The organism is Burkholderia crassaminum, assembly GCF_964265005.1.
In the GTDB taxonomy this organism is placed as follows: domain Bacteria; phylum Pseudomonadota; class Gammaproteobacteria; order Burkholderiales; family Burkholderiaceae; genus Burkholderia.
In genome coordinates this window covers 3,548,858-3,566,296 of sequence record NZ_OZ183799.1, presented here as the reverse complement: position 1 = coordinate 3,566,296, position 17,439 = coordinate 3,548,858, and the positions used below count along the sequence as shown (strand labels likewise).

General features: G+C 66.1%; 16 protein-coding genes. 7 read left to right on the top strand and 9 right to left on the bottom strand.

Features of this window, described 5'->3' with window-relative positions; translation table 11 throughout:
* Window positions 1-83 precede the first annotated feature (83 nt).
* The 9 genes from ACPTTF_RS16560 to ACPTTF_RS16520 all read right to left on the bottom strand — a co-directional run bounded on the left by ACPTTF_RS16560 (window position 84) and on the right by ACPTTF_RS16520 (window position 8,649).
* Window positions 84-587, bottom strand: coding sequence for a hypothetical protein (locus ACPTTF_RS16560; RefSeq protein ID WP_423371773.1), 504 nt, complete (start codon window positions 585-587; stop codon window positions 84-86).
* A gap of 546 nt (window positions 588-1,133) precedes the next feature.
* Window positions 1,134-2,540 carry an amino acid permease gene (locus ACPTTF_RS16555; protein ID WP_423371772.1) on the bottom strand — a complete coding sequence of 469 codons (1,407 nt, stop codon included), beginning with the start codon at window positions 2,538-2,540 and terminating at the stop codon, window positions 1,134-1,136.
* 228 nt (window positions 2,541-2,768) lie between these two features.
* Complete coding sequence (gene rqpR, locus ACPTTF_RS16550) at window positions 2,769-3,425, bottom strand: response regulator transcription factor RqpR (RefSeq protein ID WP_423371771.1); 657 nt, start codon at window positions 3,423-3,425, stop codon at window positions 2,769-2,771.
* Window positions 3,426-3,432: 7 nt separating this feature from the next.
* A complete protein-coding gene (rqpS, locus tag ACPTTF_RS16545; protein WP_166962535.1) occupies window positions 3,433-4,248 on the bottom strand; it encodes a quorum system sensor histidine kinase RqpS in 816 nt (271 codons plus the stop codon).
* 415 nt (window positions 4,249-4,663) lie between these two features.
* On the bottom strand, window positions 4,664-5,434 hold the full coding sequence (locus tag ACPTTF_RS16540; protein WP_011353501.1) for a ferredoxin--NADP reductase: 771 nt from the start codon (window positions 5,432-5,434) through the stop codon (window positions 4,664-4,666).
* A 236-nt stretch (window positions 5,435-5,670) separates the two neighbouring features.
* Complete coding sequence (locus ACPTTF_RS16535) at window positions 5,671-6,318, bottom strand: LysE family translocator (RefSeq protein WP_423371770.1); 648 nt, start codon at window positions 6,316-6,318, stop codon at window positions 5,671-5,673.
* A gap of 155 nt (window positions 6,319-6,473) precedes the next feature.
* Window positions 6,474-7,289 (bottom strand): endonuclease/exonuclease/phosphatase family protein, encoded by an 816-nt coding sequence (locus tag ACPTTF_RS16530; RefSeq protein ID WP_039354781.1) that lies wholly within the window; start codon window positions 7,287-7,289, stop codon window positions 6,474-6,476.
* A gap of 5 nt (window positions 7,290-7,294) precedes the next feature.
* Window positions 7,295-7,783: a hypothetical protein gene (locus ACPTTF_RS16525; RefSeq protein WP_423371769.1), complete on the bottom strand. Its 489-nt coding sequence runs from the start codon at window positions 7,781-7,783 to the stop codon at window positions 7,295-7,297.
* Window positions 7,784-7,929: 146 nt separating this feature from the next.
* Window positions 7,930-8,649: a nitroreductase gene (locus ACPTTF_RS16520; RefSeq protein WP_166962544.1), complete on the bottom strand. Its 720-nt coding sequence runs from the start codon at window positions 8,647-8,649 to the stop codon at window positions 7,930-7,932.
* Window positions 8,650-8,879: 230 nt separating this feature from the next.
* Between ACPTTF_RS16520 and ACPTTF_RS16515 the strand changes: the two genes are divergently transcribed.
* The 7 genes from ACPTTF_RS16515 (at window position 8,880) to ACPTTF_RS16485 (ending at window position 17,439) form a co-directional block, all read left to right on the top strand.
* Window positions 8,880-9,860 (top strand): AAA family ATPase, encoded by a 981-nt coding sequence (locus ACPTTF_RS16515; protein WP_166962547.1) that lies wholly within the window; start codon window positions 8,880-8,882, stop codon window positions 9,858-9,860.
* Between the two features lie 178 nt (window positions 9,861-10,038).
* On the top strand, window positions 10,039-11,148 hold the full coding sequence (locus ACPTTF_RS16510; RefSeq protein WP_166962550.1) for an NAD(P)/FAD-dependent oxidoreductase: 1,110 nt from the start codon (window positions 10,039-10,041) through the stop codon (window positions 11,146-11,148).
* A 482-nt stretch (window positions 11,149-11,630) separates the two neighbouring features.
* A complete protein-coding gene (locus ACPTTF_RS16505; protein WP_021163765.1) occupies window positions 11,631-11,942 on the top strand; it encodes a high-potential iron-sulfur protein in 312 nt (103 codons plus the stop codon).
* 190 nt (window positions 11,943-12,132) lie between these two features.
* Complete coding sequence (locus tag ACPTTF_RS16500) at window positions 12,133-13,440, top strand: MFS transporter (RefSeq protein ID WP_166962553.1); 1,308 nt, start codon at window positions 12,133-12,135, stop codon at window positions 13,438-13,440.
* Between the two features lie 327 nt (window positions 13,441-13,767).
* Window positions 13,768-15,396: an ABC transporter substrate-binding protein gene (locus tag ACPTTF_RS16495; RefSeq protein WP_423371768.1), complete on the top strand. Its 1,629-nt coding sequence runs from the start codon at window positions 13,768-13,770 to the stop codon at window positions 15,394-15,396.
* A 110-nt stretch (window positions 15,397-15,506) separates the two neighbouring features.
* Window positions 15,507-16,517: an ABC transporter permease subunit gene (locus tag ACPTTF_RS16490; RefSeq protein ID WP_166962557.1), complete on the top strand. Its 1,011-nt coding sequence runs from the start codon at window positions 15,507-15,509 to the stop codon at window positions 16,515-16,517.
* A 4-nt stretch (window positions 16,518-16,521) separates the two neighbouring features.
* Entirely contained in the window at window positions 16,522-17,439 is a 918-nt protein-coding gene (locus ACPTTF_RS16485; protein ID WP_166962559.1) for an ABC transporter permease subunit, read from the top strand.

Here is a 17,439-nt window from a genome sequence, read left to right as displayed (position 1 = left end):
CGGCGGGGAAGGCTGGCAGGACGGCCCGTACCGGGCCGTCGGCAGGTTGCCGGGCGGATGCACCCGCCCGGCGGGGCGATGCGTCAGAGTGAGCCCAGGTACTGCGTCAGGTTGCGGATGTTGTTGTCATACGCGCTCGACGTGCCAAGCTCGACGCCGCCGCTGCGCACGTAGTACTCGAACGGCACGGAGCGGGTGCCGAAGAACGGCAGGAAATTGTCCGGCTGCAGCGTCGTGCCGTTCAGGCCGATCGCCCAGTTCCGCGACTTGTACAGCTCGAGCTCGCGGATCGTCGCCTGGACCTGGTTCGTCTCCGACGCGCGAATCGCGGCGATGTGCTGCGTCAGCGTCTCGATGTTGGCCTGGTACGCGCTCGGCTCGCCGACCGAGACGCCACGCGCGCGGACGTAGTAGCTGAACGGCAGGTTGCGTTCGGTGAAGAACGTCAGGAAACCGTCCGGCGCGAGCGTATCCCCGTTCAGCCCGATCGCCCAGTTCTTGCTCTGATAATCCCTGAGCCCCGCAATCGTCTGGTTGGCCGCGCTGATTTCGACTTTCGCCGTGACGTTGACCAATGTATTGCTCATAACAGACCTCTCTGGTTCTTGTTGAACTTCGGACAGGTGCAGCGACATGCCTCCGGGCGGAGGCAATTCAATACCAGCGACCGGGTTACCCGGTTTTAATTTTTTTAATTAAAAAGATGCTGAAAATTCGTTTGTGAATTGGCAATGAATTTCTGTTTAATTAAAATGCTATTCGATGAAATCGATTGCATCGCGCCGCGCTCACGCTGCGGCGTCTTCCCCGTCTGATCTGGGCTGGGCGGGTGTGTTCGCTCGGCCGACCTGAATACTAGTTTGGCGAATGCAAGAGTTCAACATCGATCGCGAGATTATTTTGTTCTATTCATATTCAATTCAATCGAATTACATTTTTAATCGATTAATATGCTGATCGGAATCGAATATATCGGTATTCGAAAAACGATCGGTGAGAATGGGAATTGCCGCGCGCATCGTTGCGGGAAACGCAACGCGGCGGCGTGACGGGCGATGGAAGGGAGGGGGAGGAGGCGGGGCCGGTATCCGGCCCCGCAGGTGCGCACCGTGCCGCGTGCGGCACGGTGGCGCTCAGTGCGCGTCGTGGTGACCGTGCGCGAGCTTCGAGCGGTGACGCGAGTACAGGAAGTAGATCACGAGGCCGATCACGAGCCAGATGCCGAACGCGGCCCACGTGACGGGCTGCAGGTTCAGCATCAGGAACAGGCACGATGCGACCGCGAGGATCGGCACGACCGGTACGCCAGGGCAGCGGAACGCGCGCGGCAGGTCGGGGTGCGTGCGGCGCAGCACGAGCACCGCGATCGACACCATCGAGAACGCCGCGAGCGTGCCGATGTTGATCAGCTCGGCGAGCACGTTGAGCGGCACGAGCGCGGCGATCAGCCCGAAGAACAGGCCGACGAGCCAGGTCGTCAGGAACGGCGTCGCGTAGCGCGGGTGCACGCGCGACAGCATCGCCGGCAGCAGCCCGTCGCGCGACATCGCGAAGATCACGCGCGTCTGGCCGTAGCTCATCACGAGGATCACGGTCAGCATGCCGAGCACGGCGCCGAGATCGATGAAGCCTGCCACCCAGTTCTCGCCGGCAACCTGCAGCGCGTACGAGATCGGGTGCGAGATGTTCGCGTACTGGGCCGACGGCACGATGCCGGTCGCGACCGCGGCGACCGTCACGTACAGCACCGCGCACACCGCGAGCGACGCGATGATGCCGATCGGCAGGTCGCGTTTCGGATTCTTGACTTCCTCGGCGGCCGACGACACCGCGTCGAAGCCGATGAACGCGAAGAACATCACGGCCGCAGCGCCGAATACGCCGTTCCAGCCGTGCGGCATGAACGGCTTCCAGTTCGCGGGCGTCACGTGGAACACGCCGACCGCGATCACGAGCAGCACGACCGACACCTTGATGAACACCATGATGTTGTTGATGCGGGTCGATTCGCGGATGCCGATCGACAGCAGCGTCGTGATCACGATCATCACGAGGAACGCGGGCAGGTTGAACCACGTGACGACACCCGGCACCGCGCCGGGCGCGGCCGTCAGCACCGTGGGCAGCGTCAGCCCGAAACCCTGGAGCAGCGACTGCAGGTAGCCCGACCAGCCGACCGACACGGCCGACGACGCGAGGCCGTATTCGAGCATCAGGTCCCAGCCGATGATCCACGCGACGAGCTCGCCGAGCGTCGCGTACGAGTACGTGTAGATCGAGCCGGCGACGGGGATCGTCGACGCGAATTCCGCGTACGACAGCGCGGCGAGGCCGCACGCGATCGCGGCGATCACGAACGACAGCATCAGCGCGGGGCCGGCCTGCACGGCGCCGGTACCGGTCAGCACGAAGATGCCGGTGCCGATGATCGCGCCGATGCCGAGGAAGGTGAGGTCGATCGCGCCGAGCGCTTTCTTGAGCCCGGCGGCATGCGCGCCGGCGATCATGCGATCGACGTTTTTCTTGCGGAAGAGAGACATTGCGGATGAATCGCCAGCGCGCGCGGGCGCGGTAGCGCTGACTGAGTGAAAACCCGCAATTTTAGCCGATTTGGCGCGCAAGACCCGCTGCGGTGCAGCGATGTGCCGCGAAATAGTCCGATAAAACAAGTGCTTGCGCACCAAAAGGAGGGGCGGCGGGGCGGCAGTGGACAGCGGCGCGGCATGCGCCGCGTCGCTGGATCGGACGCATCGGGTCGGGCGGGGAAATCAGGCGCCGGCCGAAGGCGCCATGTCGACGAGCCGGTTGCTCATCACGTAGAACGTGAGTTCCGCGTTGTTCGACAGCCGCATCTTCTCGAGCAGCCGCGACCGGTACACGCTCACCGTCTTCACGGACAGCGACAGCGTGTTCGCGATGTCGGTAAGCCGCTTGCCCGACGCGAGCATGCAGAGCGTCTGGTATTCGCGGTCGGACAGCTTCTCGTGCGGCAGCGGCTCGTTCTCGAACGACACGTATTCGGCGAGCGCCTCGGCCATCGCGGGGCTCACGTACTTGCGGCCGGCCGCGACCTGCTGGATCGCGCCGATCATTTGCGCAGCGTTGACCGTCTTCGACAGGTAGCCGGCGGCGCCGGCCTTCAGCGCGCGTACTGCGTACTGATCCTCGCGGTACATCGAGAACATCAGCACCGGCGTGCGCGGCAGCTTGCGCTTGAGGCGCTTGAGCACTTCGATGCCGTTCGTGTCCGGCAGCGAGATGTCGAGCAGGATCGCGTCGAATTCCTGTTTGTCGACGGCGGCCATCGCGTCGCCGCCGTTCTCGGCCTCGGTGACGTCGCGTGCGACGCCGCGGTCGATCAGCAACTGGCGGATCCCTTGCCGGACGATCGCGTGATCGTCCACGAGCAGGATGTTCAGGCTCATGACGACCTCACGAAAGCGACGCGCGGCGGGCCGCGACGGGCACCGCGAGCAGCGAGTCCCAAGCGAAGCGCGCGGTGACGCGCGTGCCATGGCCGGTTTCCGGTGCGGCCGTCTCGAAGCTGCCGCCGAACGCCTCGCAGCGGGCGCGCATGCCGGCGAGACCATAGCCGGTGCGGCGGCTCCGGGAGAAACCGGTACCATCGTCGGAGACAATCAGTGACAGATGCGTGCCGTCGGTGGCGATCCGCACGTCGACCGAACTCGCGCGTGCGTGCTTCGCGACGTTCGACAGCGCTTCCTGCGCGACGCGGAACACCGCGAGCGCGCTGGCGCCGGAGATCTGCGTCAGGCGCGCGTCGGCTGCGCATACGAAGCTGGTGCGCAGGCCCGTGCGTGCCGCATGGGTATCGACCCACGACGACAACGTGCCGACCACGCCCGCGTCGAGCGCCGGCGTGTCGCGCTCGTCGATCAGCCGGCGATTCGCGTCGGTCGCGGCGTCGAGCGCCTGCTGCGCCAGCTCCAGCGCGCGCAGGCAACCGTCCGGCGCATCGGCCGGCAGCCACGTTTGAACGTTTGCGAGCGCGAAACGCGCAGCGGTGAGTTCGGCGCCGAGCCCGTCGTGCAACTCGCCGGCCAGGTGGCGGCGGGCTGCTTCGTCGGCGGCGAGCAATTGGGCAGACAGTGCTGCGATCCGCGCGGCGGAGGCGTCGCGTTTCGACGCGGCGTCGGCAATGGGCGGAGTCGCGGCGCAGCCCGGCACGAGCTGTTGCGACGGGAACGGGGCGTGGGCGCCCAAAGGCGCGTTAAGCGACGTATCCATGACTCTCCCTGCTGTCAGAAAGCGGTTCAGACACCGGCTGGCTGCGTGGATCGGCTGCCGTTTCGAAGACGGTCGCCGCCAGAGAATCGCCCCCTGCCGAGGTAACAAAAGTTACGTCTTGTAACACTTGCATCCGACCCTTCCACTCTCATCCGAACGGCAACCACGCGCGCCGAATAATATCTCAAAATTTCTGAAAAGGTCATGTCGGGCGGACATTTAAGGGTAAATGTGAATAATCGGAATGAACGTGTTGTAGGAAAAACACTGACACCCGAGCACCGGACGATGACGTATCCAAATGTAACTAATTGAGATGGGATGATCCCAATTTGTTACGAATTCGCCAAGTAGGGACGAAAAAAAACCGGAGCTTTCGCTCCGGTTCTTGATGACGCGCAAATTCGGGGATCGATCAGTCCACGAATGCGCGCTCGATCACGTAGTGGCCCGGTGCGCTGTTCTTGCCTTCGACGAGGCCGGCCTGCTTCAGCAGGTCGGTCGTGTCCTTCAGCATCGCGGTGCTGCCGCACAGCATCACGCGGTCGTTTTCCGGCGAGAACGGCGGGACGTCGAGATCCGTGAACAGCTTTCCCGTCGCGATCAGGTCGGTGATCCGGCCTTCGTTGTCGAACGCTTCGCGCGTGACCGTCGGGTAGTAGACGAGCTTTTCCTTGATGATGTCGCCAAGGTACTCGTGGCCCGGCAGGTCGTGCTTGATGAAGTCCATGTACGCGAGTTCGCCCTTCAGGCGGCATGTATGCGTCAGGATCACCTTGTCGAAGCGTTCGTAGATGTCCGGATCGCGGATGATCGACATGAACGGCGCGAGGCCCGTGCCCGTCGACAGCATCCACAGCGTCTTGCCCGGCAGCAGGTTGTCGGCGACCAGCGTGCCCGTCGGCTTCTTGCCGATCAGCACCGTGTCGCCCACCTTCAGGTGCTGCAGGCGCGACGTCAGCGGGCCGTTCTGCACCTTGATGCTGAAGAATTCGAGATGCTCTTCGTAGTTCGGGCTGACGATCGAGTAGGCGCGCGCGAGCGGCTTGCCGTCGACTTCGAGGCCGACCATCGTGAATTCGCCGTTGTTGAAGCGCAGGCTCGCCTCACGGGTGCAGGTGAAGCTGAACAGCGTGTCGGTCCAGTGATGGACGGATTGGACGGTGGCGGTGTCGTATTTGCTCATGGCTTTGAAAACGGACGCGCGTGGCGAACGCGAGTAACGGGCCCAAAAACGGGCAAAAAAACCGAGTGCGGCGGCCCGATCGCGGATCGGCCGGCTGGCGCGTCGGACACGCGCCTTCTCGATGACAGGCGATTGAGGAACTCGTTATTTTACCCTGTTGGCGCGGATCGCGGGCTTGACCCCCGCGCCTGCGCGGATTTGGCGCAACGAATCATTTCAATTTGCTTTCGTTTTTTTCAGCGCTCGGCCGCGAGCTTCGCGCCGAGGCCGACGAGTGCCACGCCGCACAGCGCGTCGAGCGGGCGCCGCACGCGCCGGTAGCCGCGTTGCGCGCGCGGGCTCGCGAACAGGTATGCGACGCACGAATACCAGCCGGCCGACAGCACGCCGATCGTCACCAGCACCGCGCCGTTGAACCACAGCGGCACGTGCGCGGGCAGCATCGCCGCGAACACGCTGGTCCAGAACGCGCACGATTTCGGGTTCGTCAGGCACGTGAACAGGCCGCTGCGATACGCGCGCAGGTAGTCGCGCGCGTGCGGCGCGGCCAGCGGCACGCGTTCGTCGGGCGCGTCAGCCGGCGCCGCGTCGCGGCGCACGCCCGAGCGCAGCAGCTTGAAGCCGAAATACACGAGGTACACGGCGCCGCCGATCCGGATCGCCTCGTACAGCCATTCGACCTGGTGCAACAGGGCCGCGAGGCCGAGCATCGCGAGCGTCGCCCAGGCGACCGACGCGGTGCCGACGCCGAGCGCCGACGCGGCGCCGAGGCTGCGTCGCCCAGCGAGCGACAGTTGCGAAATCATGAAGAAATTCGGGCCGGGGGTGATCGCCGCGACGAGATAGACGACGGCGATTTGCAGCAGGATCGGCAGGTAGGTCATGGCGGCGCGGCCCGGCGGCGGGCGCGGGAGGAATGGGCAAGCCGTTAATGTAGCGCGCGCCGCACGGCCGCGCTTTGGCCGCGTGGGACCGCGGCCGTGATCGACTCGCGATCGCGGTCGATATCGCGGCCGTTACGGTGGTCGTATCGCGGTCGTTATTGCGGATCGAGGCGCAGGCGCGCGATGTACGGCAGGTGGTCCGACAGCCACGCGGCCTCGCCGGACGGTGCGCGCCATTCGAGTGGGGTCAGCCCGCGCACGAACATCTTGTCGAGCGCGAGCGCCGGCGAGAACGCGGGGAACGTGCGGCCCGATTCGCCGAGCAGTGTCGCGACCTCGGACAACCCGATCTCGCCGAACAGCGCGACCGAATCGTTGCGCCAGTCGTTGAAGTCGCCGGCGAGCATCAGCGGGCCGTCGCCTGCATTGCGCACGATCCAGTGCGCGATCCAGTGCATCTGGCGCAGCCGCGCGGCGCGCGTGAGCGCGAGGTGCGCGCACAGCAGCGTGACCGGTCGCGCGCCCGCGAGCGTCGCGCGCGCGACCAGCAGCCCGCGCCGCTCGAAGCGGTGCGCCGAGATGTCCCAGCGGCCGCCGAGGTCGAGCGGATGCGGCGACAGGATCGCATTGCCATGCCGCCACGACGGCTTGAACACGTTCGGCCCGAGCGCGATCTGCCAGTCGAGTGCATGCGCGATCTCGGTGGCCTGGCAGTGCCATACGTCGTCGACCGCGTCGTCCATCGGCGCGCCGAAGCCGGGCGCGAGCACGGGGCGCGGCATGCGGCGCGCCATCGCTTCCTGCAGGAAATAGACGTCGGCGTGCGTCGACTGCATCCAGTTGCGCATCGCGTTCCACGCGGTGAAGCCGAGCGGTGAGCGGCCCTTGTGCAGGTTCCAGCTCACCGCGGTGATTTCGTCGGGTGCGGCGTGCGGTTCGGCGAACGGCAGGGACAGGGCGTCGGCGGACATGACGCTCAATCCTTCGCGACGTGCGCACGCACGCGGTACACGAGGTGCGGACGCTGTTCGACGAGCGTCCAGTCGGTCCACGCGTCGCTGCCGACCGTCAGGCCGGGGTGGCTCGCGACGATTTGCCGCGGCGACGCGGGCACGCACGGATCGCTGCGCGTGGCGTTTTCGTCGTCGAGCGTTTCCTGCACGTCGAGCGCGAGCGACACCGTGTTCGCGCCGGCATCGACGGTGAGCGGCGCGACCGTCACCGAGCGCGAGCGCTCGGTCGGCACGACGCGCGCGGCGTTGCCGCAGCCGACCGGCACGGCGGAAGGGTAGCGATGGGTATCGGTACGGGTCTGACCCACGGTGGTGCGCTGCTGGAACGTGTCGATGGTCTGACCGTCGCGTACCACCTGGATCTCCCACGCGACGGAGGCCGGCGCGGGGCTCTGCGCATGGGCCGCGAGCGCGACGCTCGCGAGCAGGACGGCCAGGCCGTGTTTCAGCATGAAACGTCTCCGGAAACGCGCAATAGCGGGGAACGGACGCACATCTTACGCCCGATCGATTTCGATCGCGATGTGACAGGACGCGCGGCGACAGGGGCGCCGCACGATGCGGTCCTGTTCGAAAGGTAGGGCCGCGTCATGCGTTTTCAAGCGAAAAAACGCGCGAACTCGGCGACGGGCGCACGCTCGGTGACGAGGCGGTTCTCTATCGCGTCCGGGTCCGCATGGCCGAGCGACATGCCGCAGACCAACTGTTCGTTGGCGGGAATGCCGAGGTGTTCGGTGACGATCCGGTGAAACGGCACGAACGCGGCCTGTGGGCAGGTATCGAGCCCGCGTGCGCGCGCGGCCGTCATCACGCCCTGCAGGAACATCCCGCAGTCGAGCCATGCACCGTGGGTCATCACGCGGTCGAGCGTGAAGAACAGCGCGACCGGCGCATCGAAGAAACGGAAGTTGCGCGCGTGCTGCGCATGCATGCGCGCCTTCTCGTCGCGGCCGATGTTCAACAGGCCGTACAGGTCCCAGCCGACCTTGCGGCGCCGGTCGATATACGGCGACACCCATTCGCGCGGATAGTAGTCGTACTCGGCGACGTATTTCTCGTCGCGCGCGGGATCGTCGTGCGCCGCGGTGAGCGCGGCGGCGAGCGCATCGCGCGTGGCGCCCGTCGCGACGTACACGCGCCACGGCTGGATGTTGGTGCCCGACGGCGCGCGGCTCGCGGCTTCGAGGATCGCCTCGAGCGTGTCGTGCGGCACCGGTGTCGGCAGGAACGCGCGGATCGCGCGGCGCGACGTGAGCGCCGCGTCGACGGCGCCGATCGCATCGGCATCGGCGCACGGGGAAGCAGTGGGGACGGACATCGGCATACCTTCGGGACGGGGGCCGACGCGCCGCGCGGGCGCCGTCGGCCAAGGCCGGAGCGGCGGATGGGTGAACCGACGATCATACGCCGCGGTGCGCCGGCGTGCAGCGCGCGCGGGTGTTAGCAGCAGACGCGCGTGGCTGCTTGCTTGCGCAGGGATGCGGGATCGCTACACTGAAATCGTAAGGGTCTGATGGTCGTGTGACGGCAAGCGGCAGCGAGGTTGGTATGACGACGGCGATGGTGAAACAGGAACTGGCGGTGGCGTCCTTCAGCACGGTGTACGACCTCGAGCAGGTCGAGACGGCGCTGAGTGACCTGAACGAGAGCGCGAGCGACGCACTGCGCGCCACCTACGAGAGGATGCTCAAGACGGGCAACCTGCGCTTCTGCGTGAAGCCGAACCGGATGCCGTCGTTCGACGCGCTCGGCGAGGCATTGCCCAATTTCGCCGAGCCGCTCGACGACGTGCGCAAGCAGGTCGCGCTGTGCCTCGAAACGGACGACCGGCTCGAACTGATGCCGATCCTGCTGCTCGGGCCCCCGGGCATCGGCAAGACGCATTTTGCGAAGGCGCTCGCGCAACTGCTCGGCACCGCGTACCACTACGTGCCGATGAGTTCGCTGACGGCCGGCTGGATCCTGTCGGGTGCGTCGTCGCAATGGAAGAACGCGAAGCCCGGCAAGGTTTTCGAGGCGCTCGTGAACGGCAGCTACGCGAATCCGGTGATCGCGGTCGACGAGATCGACAAGGCCGGCAGCGATGCGCAATACGATCCGCTCGGCGCGCTGTACGCGTTGCTCGAGCACGACACCGCGCGCGCGTTCATCGACGAATTCGCGGAAGTGCCGATCGATGCGGGCAACGTGATCTGGATCGCGACCGCGAACGAGGCGCACGCGATTCCGGAGCCGCTGCTCAACCGGATGAACGTGTACGAGATCGAACCGCCCGATGCGGCCGGCGCGCGCCGGATTGCGCAGACGATCTACGACGAGATCCGCACGTCGCATGCGTGGGGGCGGCGCTTCCCGGATACCCTTGGCGACGACGCGCTCGACGTGCTGGCCGCGACCCCGCCGCGCACGATGCGCCGCGCGCTGCTGCACGCATTCGGCGCTGCGCGGCTCGACGGGCGCGACGCGATCGGGCCGCGCGACATCCGGGCCGACGAGGGCGCCGCGAAGCGCCGGCCGATCGGCTTCTGAACGAGCGGCGCGCGCACGGCCGCGGCGGCGTGCGCGCCGTGCAGTGCCGTGTGTCATGCCGTGCGTCGTACGTCATGCACGGCGTCGTCGCGATACGCTGCACGACCTTCGGCAAGCGGGAGAACCGGGACGTACAATTCTATTCTCTCCCCTCGACGCGCGAGCGGCGCGAAACGTCATGGAGCAGATGGATTGTGTCGTGATCGGCGCGGGCGTCGTCGGTCTTGCGATTGCGCGCGAACTGGCCGCGCGCGGGCGTGAAACGCTCGTGCTCGAGGCCGCCGATGCGATCGGCACGGGGACGAGTTCGCGCAACAGCGAAGTGATCCATGCGGGGCTCTACTATCCGCGCGGGTCGCTGAAGGCGATGTCGTGCGTGCGCGGGCGCGACCTGCTGTACGAATTCTGCGAGACGCATCACGTGCCGCACCGGCGCACCGGCAAGCTGCTCGTCGCCACGAGCCCGGCGCAGGTGAAGCAGCTGAAAGCGATTGCCGCGCGCGCGACCGAAAACGGCGTGCTCGACCTGATGCCGCTCACGCGTGTCGAGGCGCAGACGCTCGAGCCTGCGCTCGAATGCGTCGAGGCGCTGTTCTCGCCGTCCACCGGCATCGTCGACAGTCACCAGCTGATGCTCGCCCTGCTCGGCGATGCGGAGCGCGACGGCGCCGTGTGCGCGCTGAAAGCCCCGGTCGAATCGATCGACGTGCTGCGCGGCGGGCGCTTCGTCGTGCGCACGGGCGGCGACGCGCCCGCCGAGATCGAGGCCGCCTGCGTGATCAACAGCGCGGGCCTCGGTGCGCAGGCGCTGGCGCGCCGCACGCGCGGCCTCGACCCGCGCTGGGTGCCGCCGCTCTATCTCGCGCGCGGCAACTATTTCAGCCTGTCGGGCCGTGCACCGTTCTCGCACCTGATCTACCCGATGCCCGACCGCGCGGGGCTCGGCGTGCACCTGACGCTCGATCTCGGCGGGCAGGCGCGCTTCGGCCCCGACGTTGAATGGGTCGATGCGCTGCGCTACGAAGTCGATCCCGCACGCGCGAGCGCGTTCTACGCGTCGATTCGCGCCTTCTGGCCGGGCTTGCCCGACGACGCGCTGCAGCCGGCCTACGCGGGCATCCGGCCGAAGGTCGCGGGCCCCGGCGAGCCGCCGGCCGATTTCATGGTGCAGGGCGCCGCGCAGCATGGCGTGCGCGGGCTCGTGAACCTGTTCGGCATCGAGTCGCCGGGGCTCACCGCGTCGCTTGCGCTCGCGCAGCGCGTGGGCGACATGGCGGCGTACCGCTGACGTGGCGGGCGTGTAGCGGGCGTGTGTCGGCCAGGTTGCGGCCACGTGGCGGCCGTGTGAATTTCCTTATCTCCGGAATTTCGGCGCGCACATTTATTCGCTTGAGCGTTATTCTGTCGATCGGCTGTACAGGGTCTGTCTACCGATGGAACACGCATGCGTTGCCCCGAGAAGGGCCGCTCGCGAGGCGCGCGACGCCGCGAATACTGGACGTATTCGCAAGGAGCGCACCGCGGCGAGCGGCCCTTCTCGGGGCAACCCCTAATCGGTATCGTTTCCACGGGAAGGCCCGAAATCGCCCGCATGGCGGCGTCGGTCGTCGCTTGTTTGGCTCGGCCAAACGGCGCTCCTCCCTCCTTGCCCTGCGCCCCGCAAGGAAGTCCCCTTGGGGGACGAGCGATTTCGGGCCTTCGCATGCGTGTTCCATCGGTAGACAGACCCTGGAACAGCTTTCAAACCAATAACGTTGGAGCGAGTCCCCCATGAAAACATCCCGTCGGAGTTTCCTGATTACGAGCATTGGTGCCGTGTCCGCGCTGGCGCTGTCGCGCGAAGCGCTGGCTGATGCGCCGATGCTGTCGGAAACCGATCCGACCGCAGTGGCGCTCGGCTACAAGGCCGATGCCACGAAGGTCGACAAGACGAAGTACCCGAAATACGCAGCGGGCCAGGATTGCGCGGCCTGCATGCTGTACCAGGGCAAGAAGGGCTCGGCCTCCGGCCCGTGCGGCGCCTTTCCCGGCAAGCAGGTGTCGGCGAAGGGCTGGTGCAGCGCCTTCTCGAAGATGGGTTGAGCCCCGTGCGGCATCGTGCGATGCCGCATTGTGGCGAAAACCGCAAAACGCCCGCCATCGAAAGATGGCGGGCGTTTTTTAATGCTTGAAAACGGTTCCGTCGCTTTCTACACTCGCTGCAAACCAGCGCGCCGCGGGCACCCGTGTGCCGCACCGCCCGACACGGCGAACTGACGAGGACGAGGCACGCATGGCGACGATTGCGAATTCAACGAAAACGATCCGGCCCGAGCGTGCGCTGAACCGGCGCGCGGTGGCGGCCGCCGTGATCGGCAACGCGCTCGAGTGGTACGACTTCACGGTGTTCGGCTTCATGACGGTCGTGATCGCCGAGCTGTTCTTCCCGACCTCCAGCGAATATTCGTCGCTGCTGCTGACGACCGCGACGTTCGGCGTCGCGTTCTTCATGCGCCCGATCGGCGGCATCGTGTTCGGGCTGTACGCCGATCGCGCCGGCCGCAAGGCCGCGCTGTCGCTCGTGATCCTGTTGATGACGGCCGGCATCTTCCTGCTCGCGGTCGCGCCGCCCTATGCGGCGATCGGCATCGGCGGCCCGATCCTGATCGTGCTGGGCCGGCTGCTGCAGGGCTTCTCCGCGGGCGGCGAATTCGGCAGTGCGACGGCGCTGCTGATCGAGGCCGCGCCGTTCTCGAAACGGGGCTTCTACGGCAGCTGGCAGATGGCGAGCCAGGCGGCCGCGCTGCTGATCGGCGCGCTCGTCGGCGCGGCCGTCACGCGCGGGCTGTCGCACGATGCACTGCGCAGCTGGGGCTGGCGCGTGCCGTTCATCCTCGGGCTCGTGATCGGCCCGATCGGCTTCTACATCCGCCGCCATCTCGCCGATTCCGAAGCGTTCCTGCATGCGCAGCAGAGCGCGCGCCGCGCGACGCTCGGCGACGTGTTCACGCGCCACCCGCGCGAGGTGCTGTGCGGGCTCGGCTCGGTGATCGCGCTGACGGTGACGATCTACGTGCTGATCAGCTATCTGCCGACCTTCGCGGTGAAGCAGCTGAAGCTGCCCTATGCGGAATCGTTCTACGCGGTGATCGTCGGCAACCTGCTGCTGATGGTGCTGTCGCCGGTCGCCGGTGCCTGGTCGGACCGCATCGGCCGCAAGGGGCTGTCGCTGTGGTCGCTGGTGCTGACGCTCGTGCTGATGTACCCGCTGTTCGCGTGGCTCGACGCGGCGCCGAGCATCGCGCGGCTGATCGCGGTGCAGGCCGTGCTGTCGGTCACGCTCGCAGGCTACTACGGGCCGTTCGGCGCGATGATCGCCGAGCTGTTCCCGGCCAACGTGCGCTCGACCGGGCTGTCGATCGCGTACAACGTCGCGGTGATGTTGTTCGGCGGCTTCGGGCAGTTCATCGTCACGTGGCTGATCAAGGTCACGGGCACGCCGCTCGCACCGACCTACTATGTGATGGCCGGGATCGCGCTGTCGATCGTCGCGGTCGCGTTCGTGCCCGCGCGCAGTGCCGACCTCGACGCGCCTGCGTGACGAAATGACGACATGACGATTTGAAGACGGTCATCGGATCGTTTCGCAAAACGCAATGATGTGCTGCAGAACGCGCGGAAACCGTGTGTCGAACCTTCGTGTTCGCGCCCGAATTGTTTAGTCGTCGAACGAAACTAGCGCGAGATGAACGGAATTGTCGCTCGCGCGCGTTGTCGCATTTTTTACCCACACTAAAAATCGGCAAAAACCCGCGCGGGCATATAGAAGAGTTTTTTCTCCAGCTTGTTGCCACATCGTTAGCTCAAGTAATATCCGCGTACACCGGCCCCGGGCGGGCCGGTTCCGATCTGGAGACCTGGAGGAAACATGGAATACAACCGTCTGTTGCACACCCTGCGTGTTACCGCCATTGCAGGCGTGGCAGCGGCATCGCTCGGCGTCGCGGGTTCTGCATTCGCACAGATCCCGAACAAGACTCTCGTCTACTGCTCAGAAGGCAGCCCGGCGGGTTTCGATTCCGCGCAATTTACGACCGGCGTCGATTTCACCGCCGCCACGTTCACCGTCTACAACCGCCTCGTCGAATTCGAGCGCGGCGGCACGAAGGTCGAGCCGGGCCTCGCCGAGAAGTGGGACGTGTCGTCCGACGGCAAGGTGTACACGTTCCACCTGCGCCACGGCGTGAAGTTCCACACGACCGACTTCTTCAAGCCGACGCGTGAATTCAACGCGGACGACGTGCTGTTCACGTTCCAGCGCATGCTCGACCCGAACCAGGCGTTCCGCAAGGCATACCCGGTGTCGTTCCCGTACTTCACCGACATGGGCCTCGACAAGCTGATCACGAAGGTCGAGAAGGTCGATCCGTACACCGTGAAGTTCACGCTCGCCGAGCCGAACGCGCCGTTCATCCAGAACATGGCGATGGAATTCGCGTCGATCCTGTCGGCCGAATACGGCGACCAGCTGATGAAGGCAGGCAAGGCCGCCGACATCAACCAGAAGCCGGTCGGCACGGGTCCGTTCATCTTCCGCAGCTACACGAAGGATGCGACGATCCGATTCGACGGCAATCCTGATTACTGGAAGAAGGGCGAAGTGAAGATCTCGAAGCTGATCTTCTCGATCACGCCCGACCCGGGCGTGCGAGTGCAGAAGATCAAGCGCAACGAATGCCAGGTGATGAGCTATCCGCGTCCGGCCGACATCGCGACGCTGAAGGCCGATTCGGGCGTCGACATGCCGTCGCAGGCAGGCTTCAACCTCGGCTACCTCGCGTACAACGTCGAGCACAAGCCGGTCGACAAGCTCGAAGTGCGTCAGGCGCTCGACATGGCGATCAACAAGAAGGCGATCCTCGAATCCGTCTACCAGGGTGCCGGTCAAGCCGCTACCGCGCCGATGCCGCCGACCCAATGGTCGTACGACAAGAACCTGAAGATGGCGCCGAACGACACCGCGAAGGCGAAGGCGCTGCTCACGAAGGCAGGCTTCCCGAACGGTTTCGAGATCACGCTGTGGGCGATGCCGGTGCAGCGCGCGTACAACCCGAACGCCCGCCTGATGGCCGAGATGATCCAGGCCGACTGGGCGAAGATCGGCGTGAAGGCGAAGATCGTCACGTACGAGTGGGGCGAGTACATCAAGCGCGCGCACGCGGGCGAGCAGGACACGATGCTGATCGGCTGGACGGGCGACAACGGCGATCCGGACAACTGGCTCGGTACGCTGCTCGGCTGCGACGCGATCAAGGGCAACAACTTCTCGCACTGGTGCTACAAGCCGTTCGACGACCTGGTCCAGAAGGGCCGCACGACGACGGGCCAGGACGCGCGTACGAAGCTCTACACGCAGGCTCAGCAGATCTTCGCGCAACAGCTGCCGTTCTCGCCGGTCGCGAACTCGACGGTGTACCAGCCGGTGCGCAAGAACGTGGTCGACATGCGTATCGAGCCGCTCGGTTATGTCCGCTTCGATGGTGTTGGCGTGAAGTAATACGCCTGTCGTAAGCTGTCGCGAAGACCGGCTAATTCATCCGGCGGCGGGAGGCCAAAAGCTTCCCGTCGCCGGTCGCACATTTCCCACAAGAAAATACGAGACGCATCATGTTCACATTCGTGTTGCGCCGCGTGGGCATGGTGATTCCGACTTTCATCGGCATCACCATCCTGGCGTTTGCGCTGATTCACCTGATACCGGGCGACCCCATCGAAGTGATGATGGGCGAGCGCGGCGTCGATCCCGCGATGCACGCAGAGGCGATGAAACGCCTCGGGCTCGACCAGCCGCTGCCCATGCAGTACCTCCACTACATCGGCCGGGCGCTGCATGGCGACCTCGGCACGTCGATCATCACCAACACGAGCGTTGGCGGCGAGTTCTTCGCGCGCTTCCCGGCGACCGTCGAGCTGTCGCTGTGCGCGCTCGTGTTCGCGCTCGCGGTCGGGCTGCCGGCCGGCGTGATCGCCGCGCTGCGGCGCGGCTCGATCGTCGACCACGGCGTGATGGGCACCGCGCTCACCGGCTACTCGATGCCGATCTTCTGGTGGGGGCTGATCCTCATCATGGTGTTTTCGTCGTACCTCGGCTGGACGCCCGTGTCGGGGCGCATCGCCGTCGAATACGACTTCCCGCACCCGACGGGCTTCATGCTGATCGACGCGCTGCTCGCGCCGGATGAAGGCTCGTTCAAGTCGGCGGTCAGCCACCTGATCCTGCCCGCGATCGTGCTCGGCACGATCCCGCTCGCGGTGATCGCGCGGATGACGCGCTCGTCGATGCTCGAAGTGCTGCGCGAGGACTACATCCGCACCGCACGCGCGAAGGGGCTGTCGCCCGCGCGCGTGGTCGTCGTGCATGCGCTGCGCAATGCGCTGATCCCGGTCGTCACCGTGATCGGCCTGCAGATCGGCACGCTGCTCGCGGGCGCCGTGCTGACCGAGACGCTCTTTTCGTGGCCCGGTGTCGGCAAGTGGCTGATCGATGCGATCGGCCGTCGTGACTATCCGGTCGTCCAGGGCGGCATCCTGCTGATCGCGACGCTCGTGATCGTCGTGAACCTGGTCGTCGACCTGCTGTACGGCGTGCTGAATCCGCGCATCCGCCACACGAGGTAATCCCATGAGCAATCTGCAAAACACCTTGCCGACCGAATCCGCGCCGGCCGGCGGCCGTGCGCTCGCGCTGCGCGAGTTCTGGGCCAACTTCTCGCGCAACCGCGGCGCCGTCGGCGCCGGCGTCGTCGTGATCGTGCTGATCCTGGTCGCGCTGCTCGCACCGCTGCTCGCGCCGCACAGCCCGGTCGAGCAATACCGCGACTTCGTGAAGATCCCGCCCGCATGGCTCGATGGCGGCAACTGGAAATTCATCCTCGGCACCGACGAAGCGGGCCGCGACATCCTCTCGCGCCTGATGTACGGCGCACGGATGTCGTTCTGGATCGGCTTCGTGTCGGTCGTGCTCGCGCTGATCCCCGGCATCGTGCTCGGGCTCGTGGCGGCGTTCTTCCAGAAGTGGGCCGACACGCCCGTGATGCGCATCATGGACGTGCTGCTCGCGCTGCCGTCGCTGCTGCTCGCGGTCGCGGTCGTCGCGATCATCGGCCCGGGCCTCACCAACACGATGTTCGCGATCGCGATCGTCGCGCTGCCGGCCTATGTGCGTCTCACGCGCGCGTCGGCGCTCGGCGAGCTGCAGAAAGAGTACGTGACGGCGTCGCGCGTGGCCGGTGCCGGCACGCTGCGCCTGATGTTCTCGCAGGTGCTGCCGAACTGCACGGCGCCGCTGATCGTGCAGGCGACGCTCGGCTTCTCGTCGGCCATCCTCGACGCGGCCGCGCTCGGCTTCCTCGGCCTCGGCGTGCAACCGCCGACCGCCGAGTGGGGCGCGATGCTGGCGTCCGCGCGCGACTACATCGACAACGCGTGGTGGATCGTGACGATGCCGGGCCTGTCGATCCTGATTTCGGTGCTTGCGATCAACCTGCTCGGCGACGGGCTGCGCGACGCGCTCGATCCCAAACTGAAACGGATGGCCTGA

Bases quoted from the DNA above. Each gene is read 5' to 3' on its own strand.
- ACPTTF_RS16530 (WP_039354781.1), bottom strand. From the start codon at position 7,289: ATGTCCGCCGACGCCCTGTCCCTGCCGTTCGCCGAACCGCACGCCGCA.
- ACPTTF_RS16515 (WP_166962547.1), top strand. From the start codon at position 8,880: ATGACGACGGCGATGGTGAAACAGGAACTGGCGGTGGCGTCCTTCAGC.
- rqpR (WP_423371771.1), bottom strand. From the start codon at position 3,425: ATGAGCCTGAACATCCTGCTCGTGGACGATCACGCGATCGTCCGGCAA.
- rqpS (WP_166962535.1), bottom strand. From the start codon at position 4,248: ATGGATACGTCGCTTAACGCGCCTTTGGGCGCCCACGCCCCGTTCCCG.
- ACPTTF_RS16490 (WP_166962557.1), top strand. From the start codon at position 15,507: ATGTTCACATTCGTGTTGCGCCGCGTGGGCATGGTGATTCCGACTTTC.
- ACPTTF_RS16560 (WP_423371773.1), bottom strand. From the start codon at position 587: ATGAGCAATACATTGGTCAACGTCACGGCGAAAGTCGAAATCAGCGCG.
- ACPTTF_RS16495 (WP_423371768.1), top strand. From the start codon at position 13,768: ATGGAATACAACCGTCTGTTGCACACCCTGCGTGTTACCGCCATTGCA.
- ACPTTF_RS16555 (WP_423371772.1), bottom strand. From the start codon at position 2,540: ATGTCTCTCTTCCGCAAGAAAAACGTCGATCGCATGATCGCCGGCGCG.
- ACPTTF_RS16510 (WP_166962550.1), top strand. From the start codon at position 10,039: ATGGAGCAGATGGATTGTGTCGTGATCGGCGCGGGCGTCGTCGGTCTT.
- ACPTTF_RS16520 (WP_166962544.1), bottom strand. From the start codon at position 8,649: ATGTCCGTCCCCACTGCTTCCCCGTGCGCCGATGCCGATGCGATCGGC.
- ACPTTF_RS16525 (WP_423371769.1), bottom strand. From the start codon at position 7,783: ATGCTGAAACACGGCCTGGCCGTCCTGCTCGCGAGCGTCGCGCTCGCG.
- ACPTTF_RS16505 (WP_021163765.1), top strand. From the start codon at position 11,631: ATGAAAACATCCCGTCGGAGTTTCCTGATTACGAGCATTGGTGCCGTG.
- ACPTTF_RS16535 (WP_423371770.1), bottom strand. From the start codon at position 6,318: ATGACCTACCTGCCGATCCTGCTGCAAATCGCCGTCGTCTATCTCGTC.
- ACPTTF_RS16540 (WP_011353501.1), bottom strand. From the start codon at position 5,434: ATGAGCAAATACGACACCGCCACCGTCCAATCCGTCCATCACTGGACC.
- ACPTTF_RS16500 (WP_166962553.1), top strand. From the start codon at position 12,133: ATGGCGACGATTGCGAATTCAACGAAAACGATCCGGCCCGAGCGTGCG.
- ACPTTF_RS16485 (WP_166962559.1), top strand. From the start codon at position 16,522: ATGAGCAATCTGCAAAACACCTTGCCGACCGAATCCGCGCCGGCCGGC.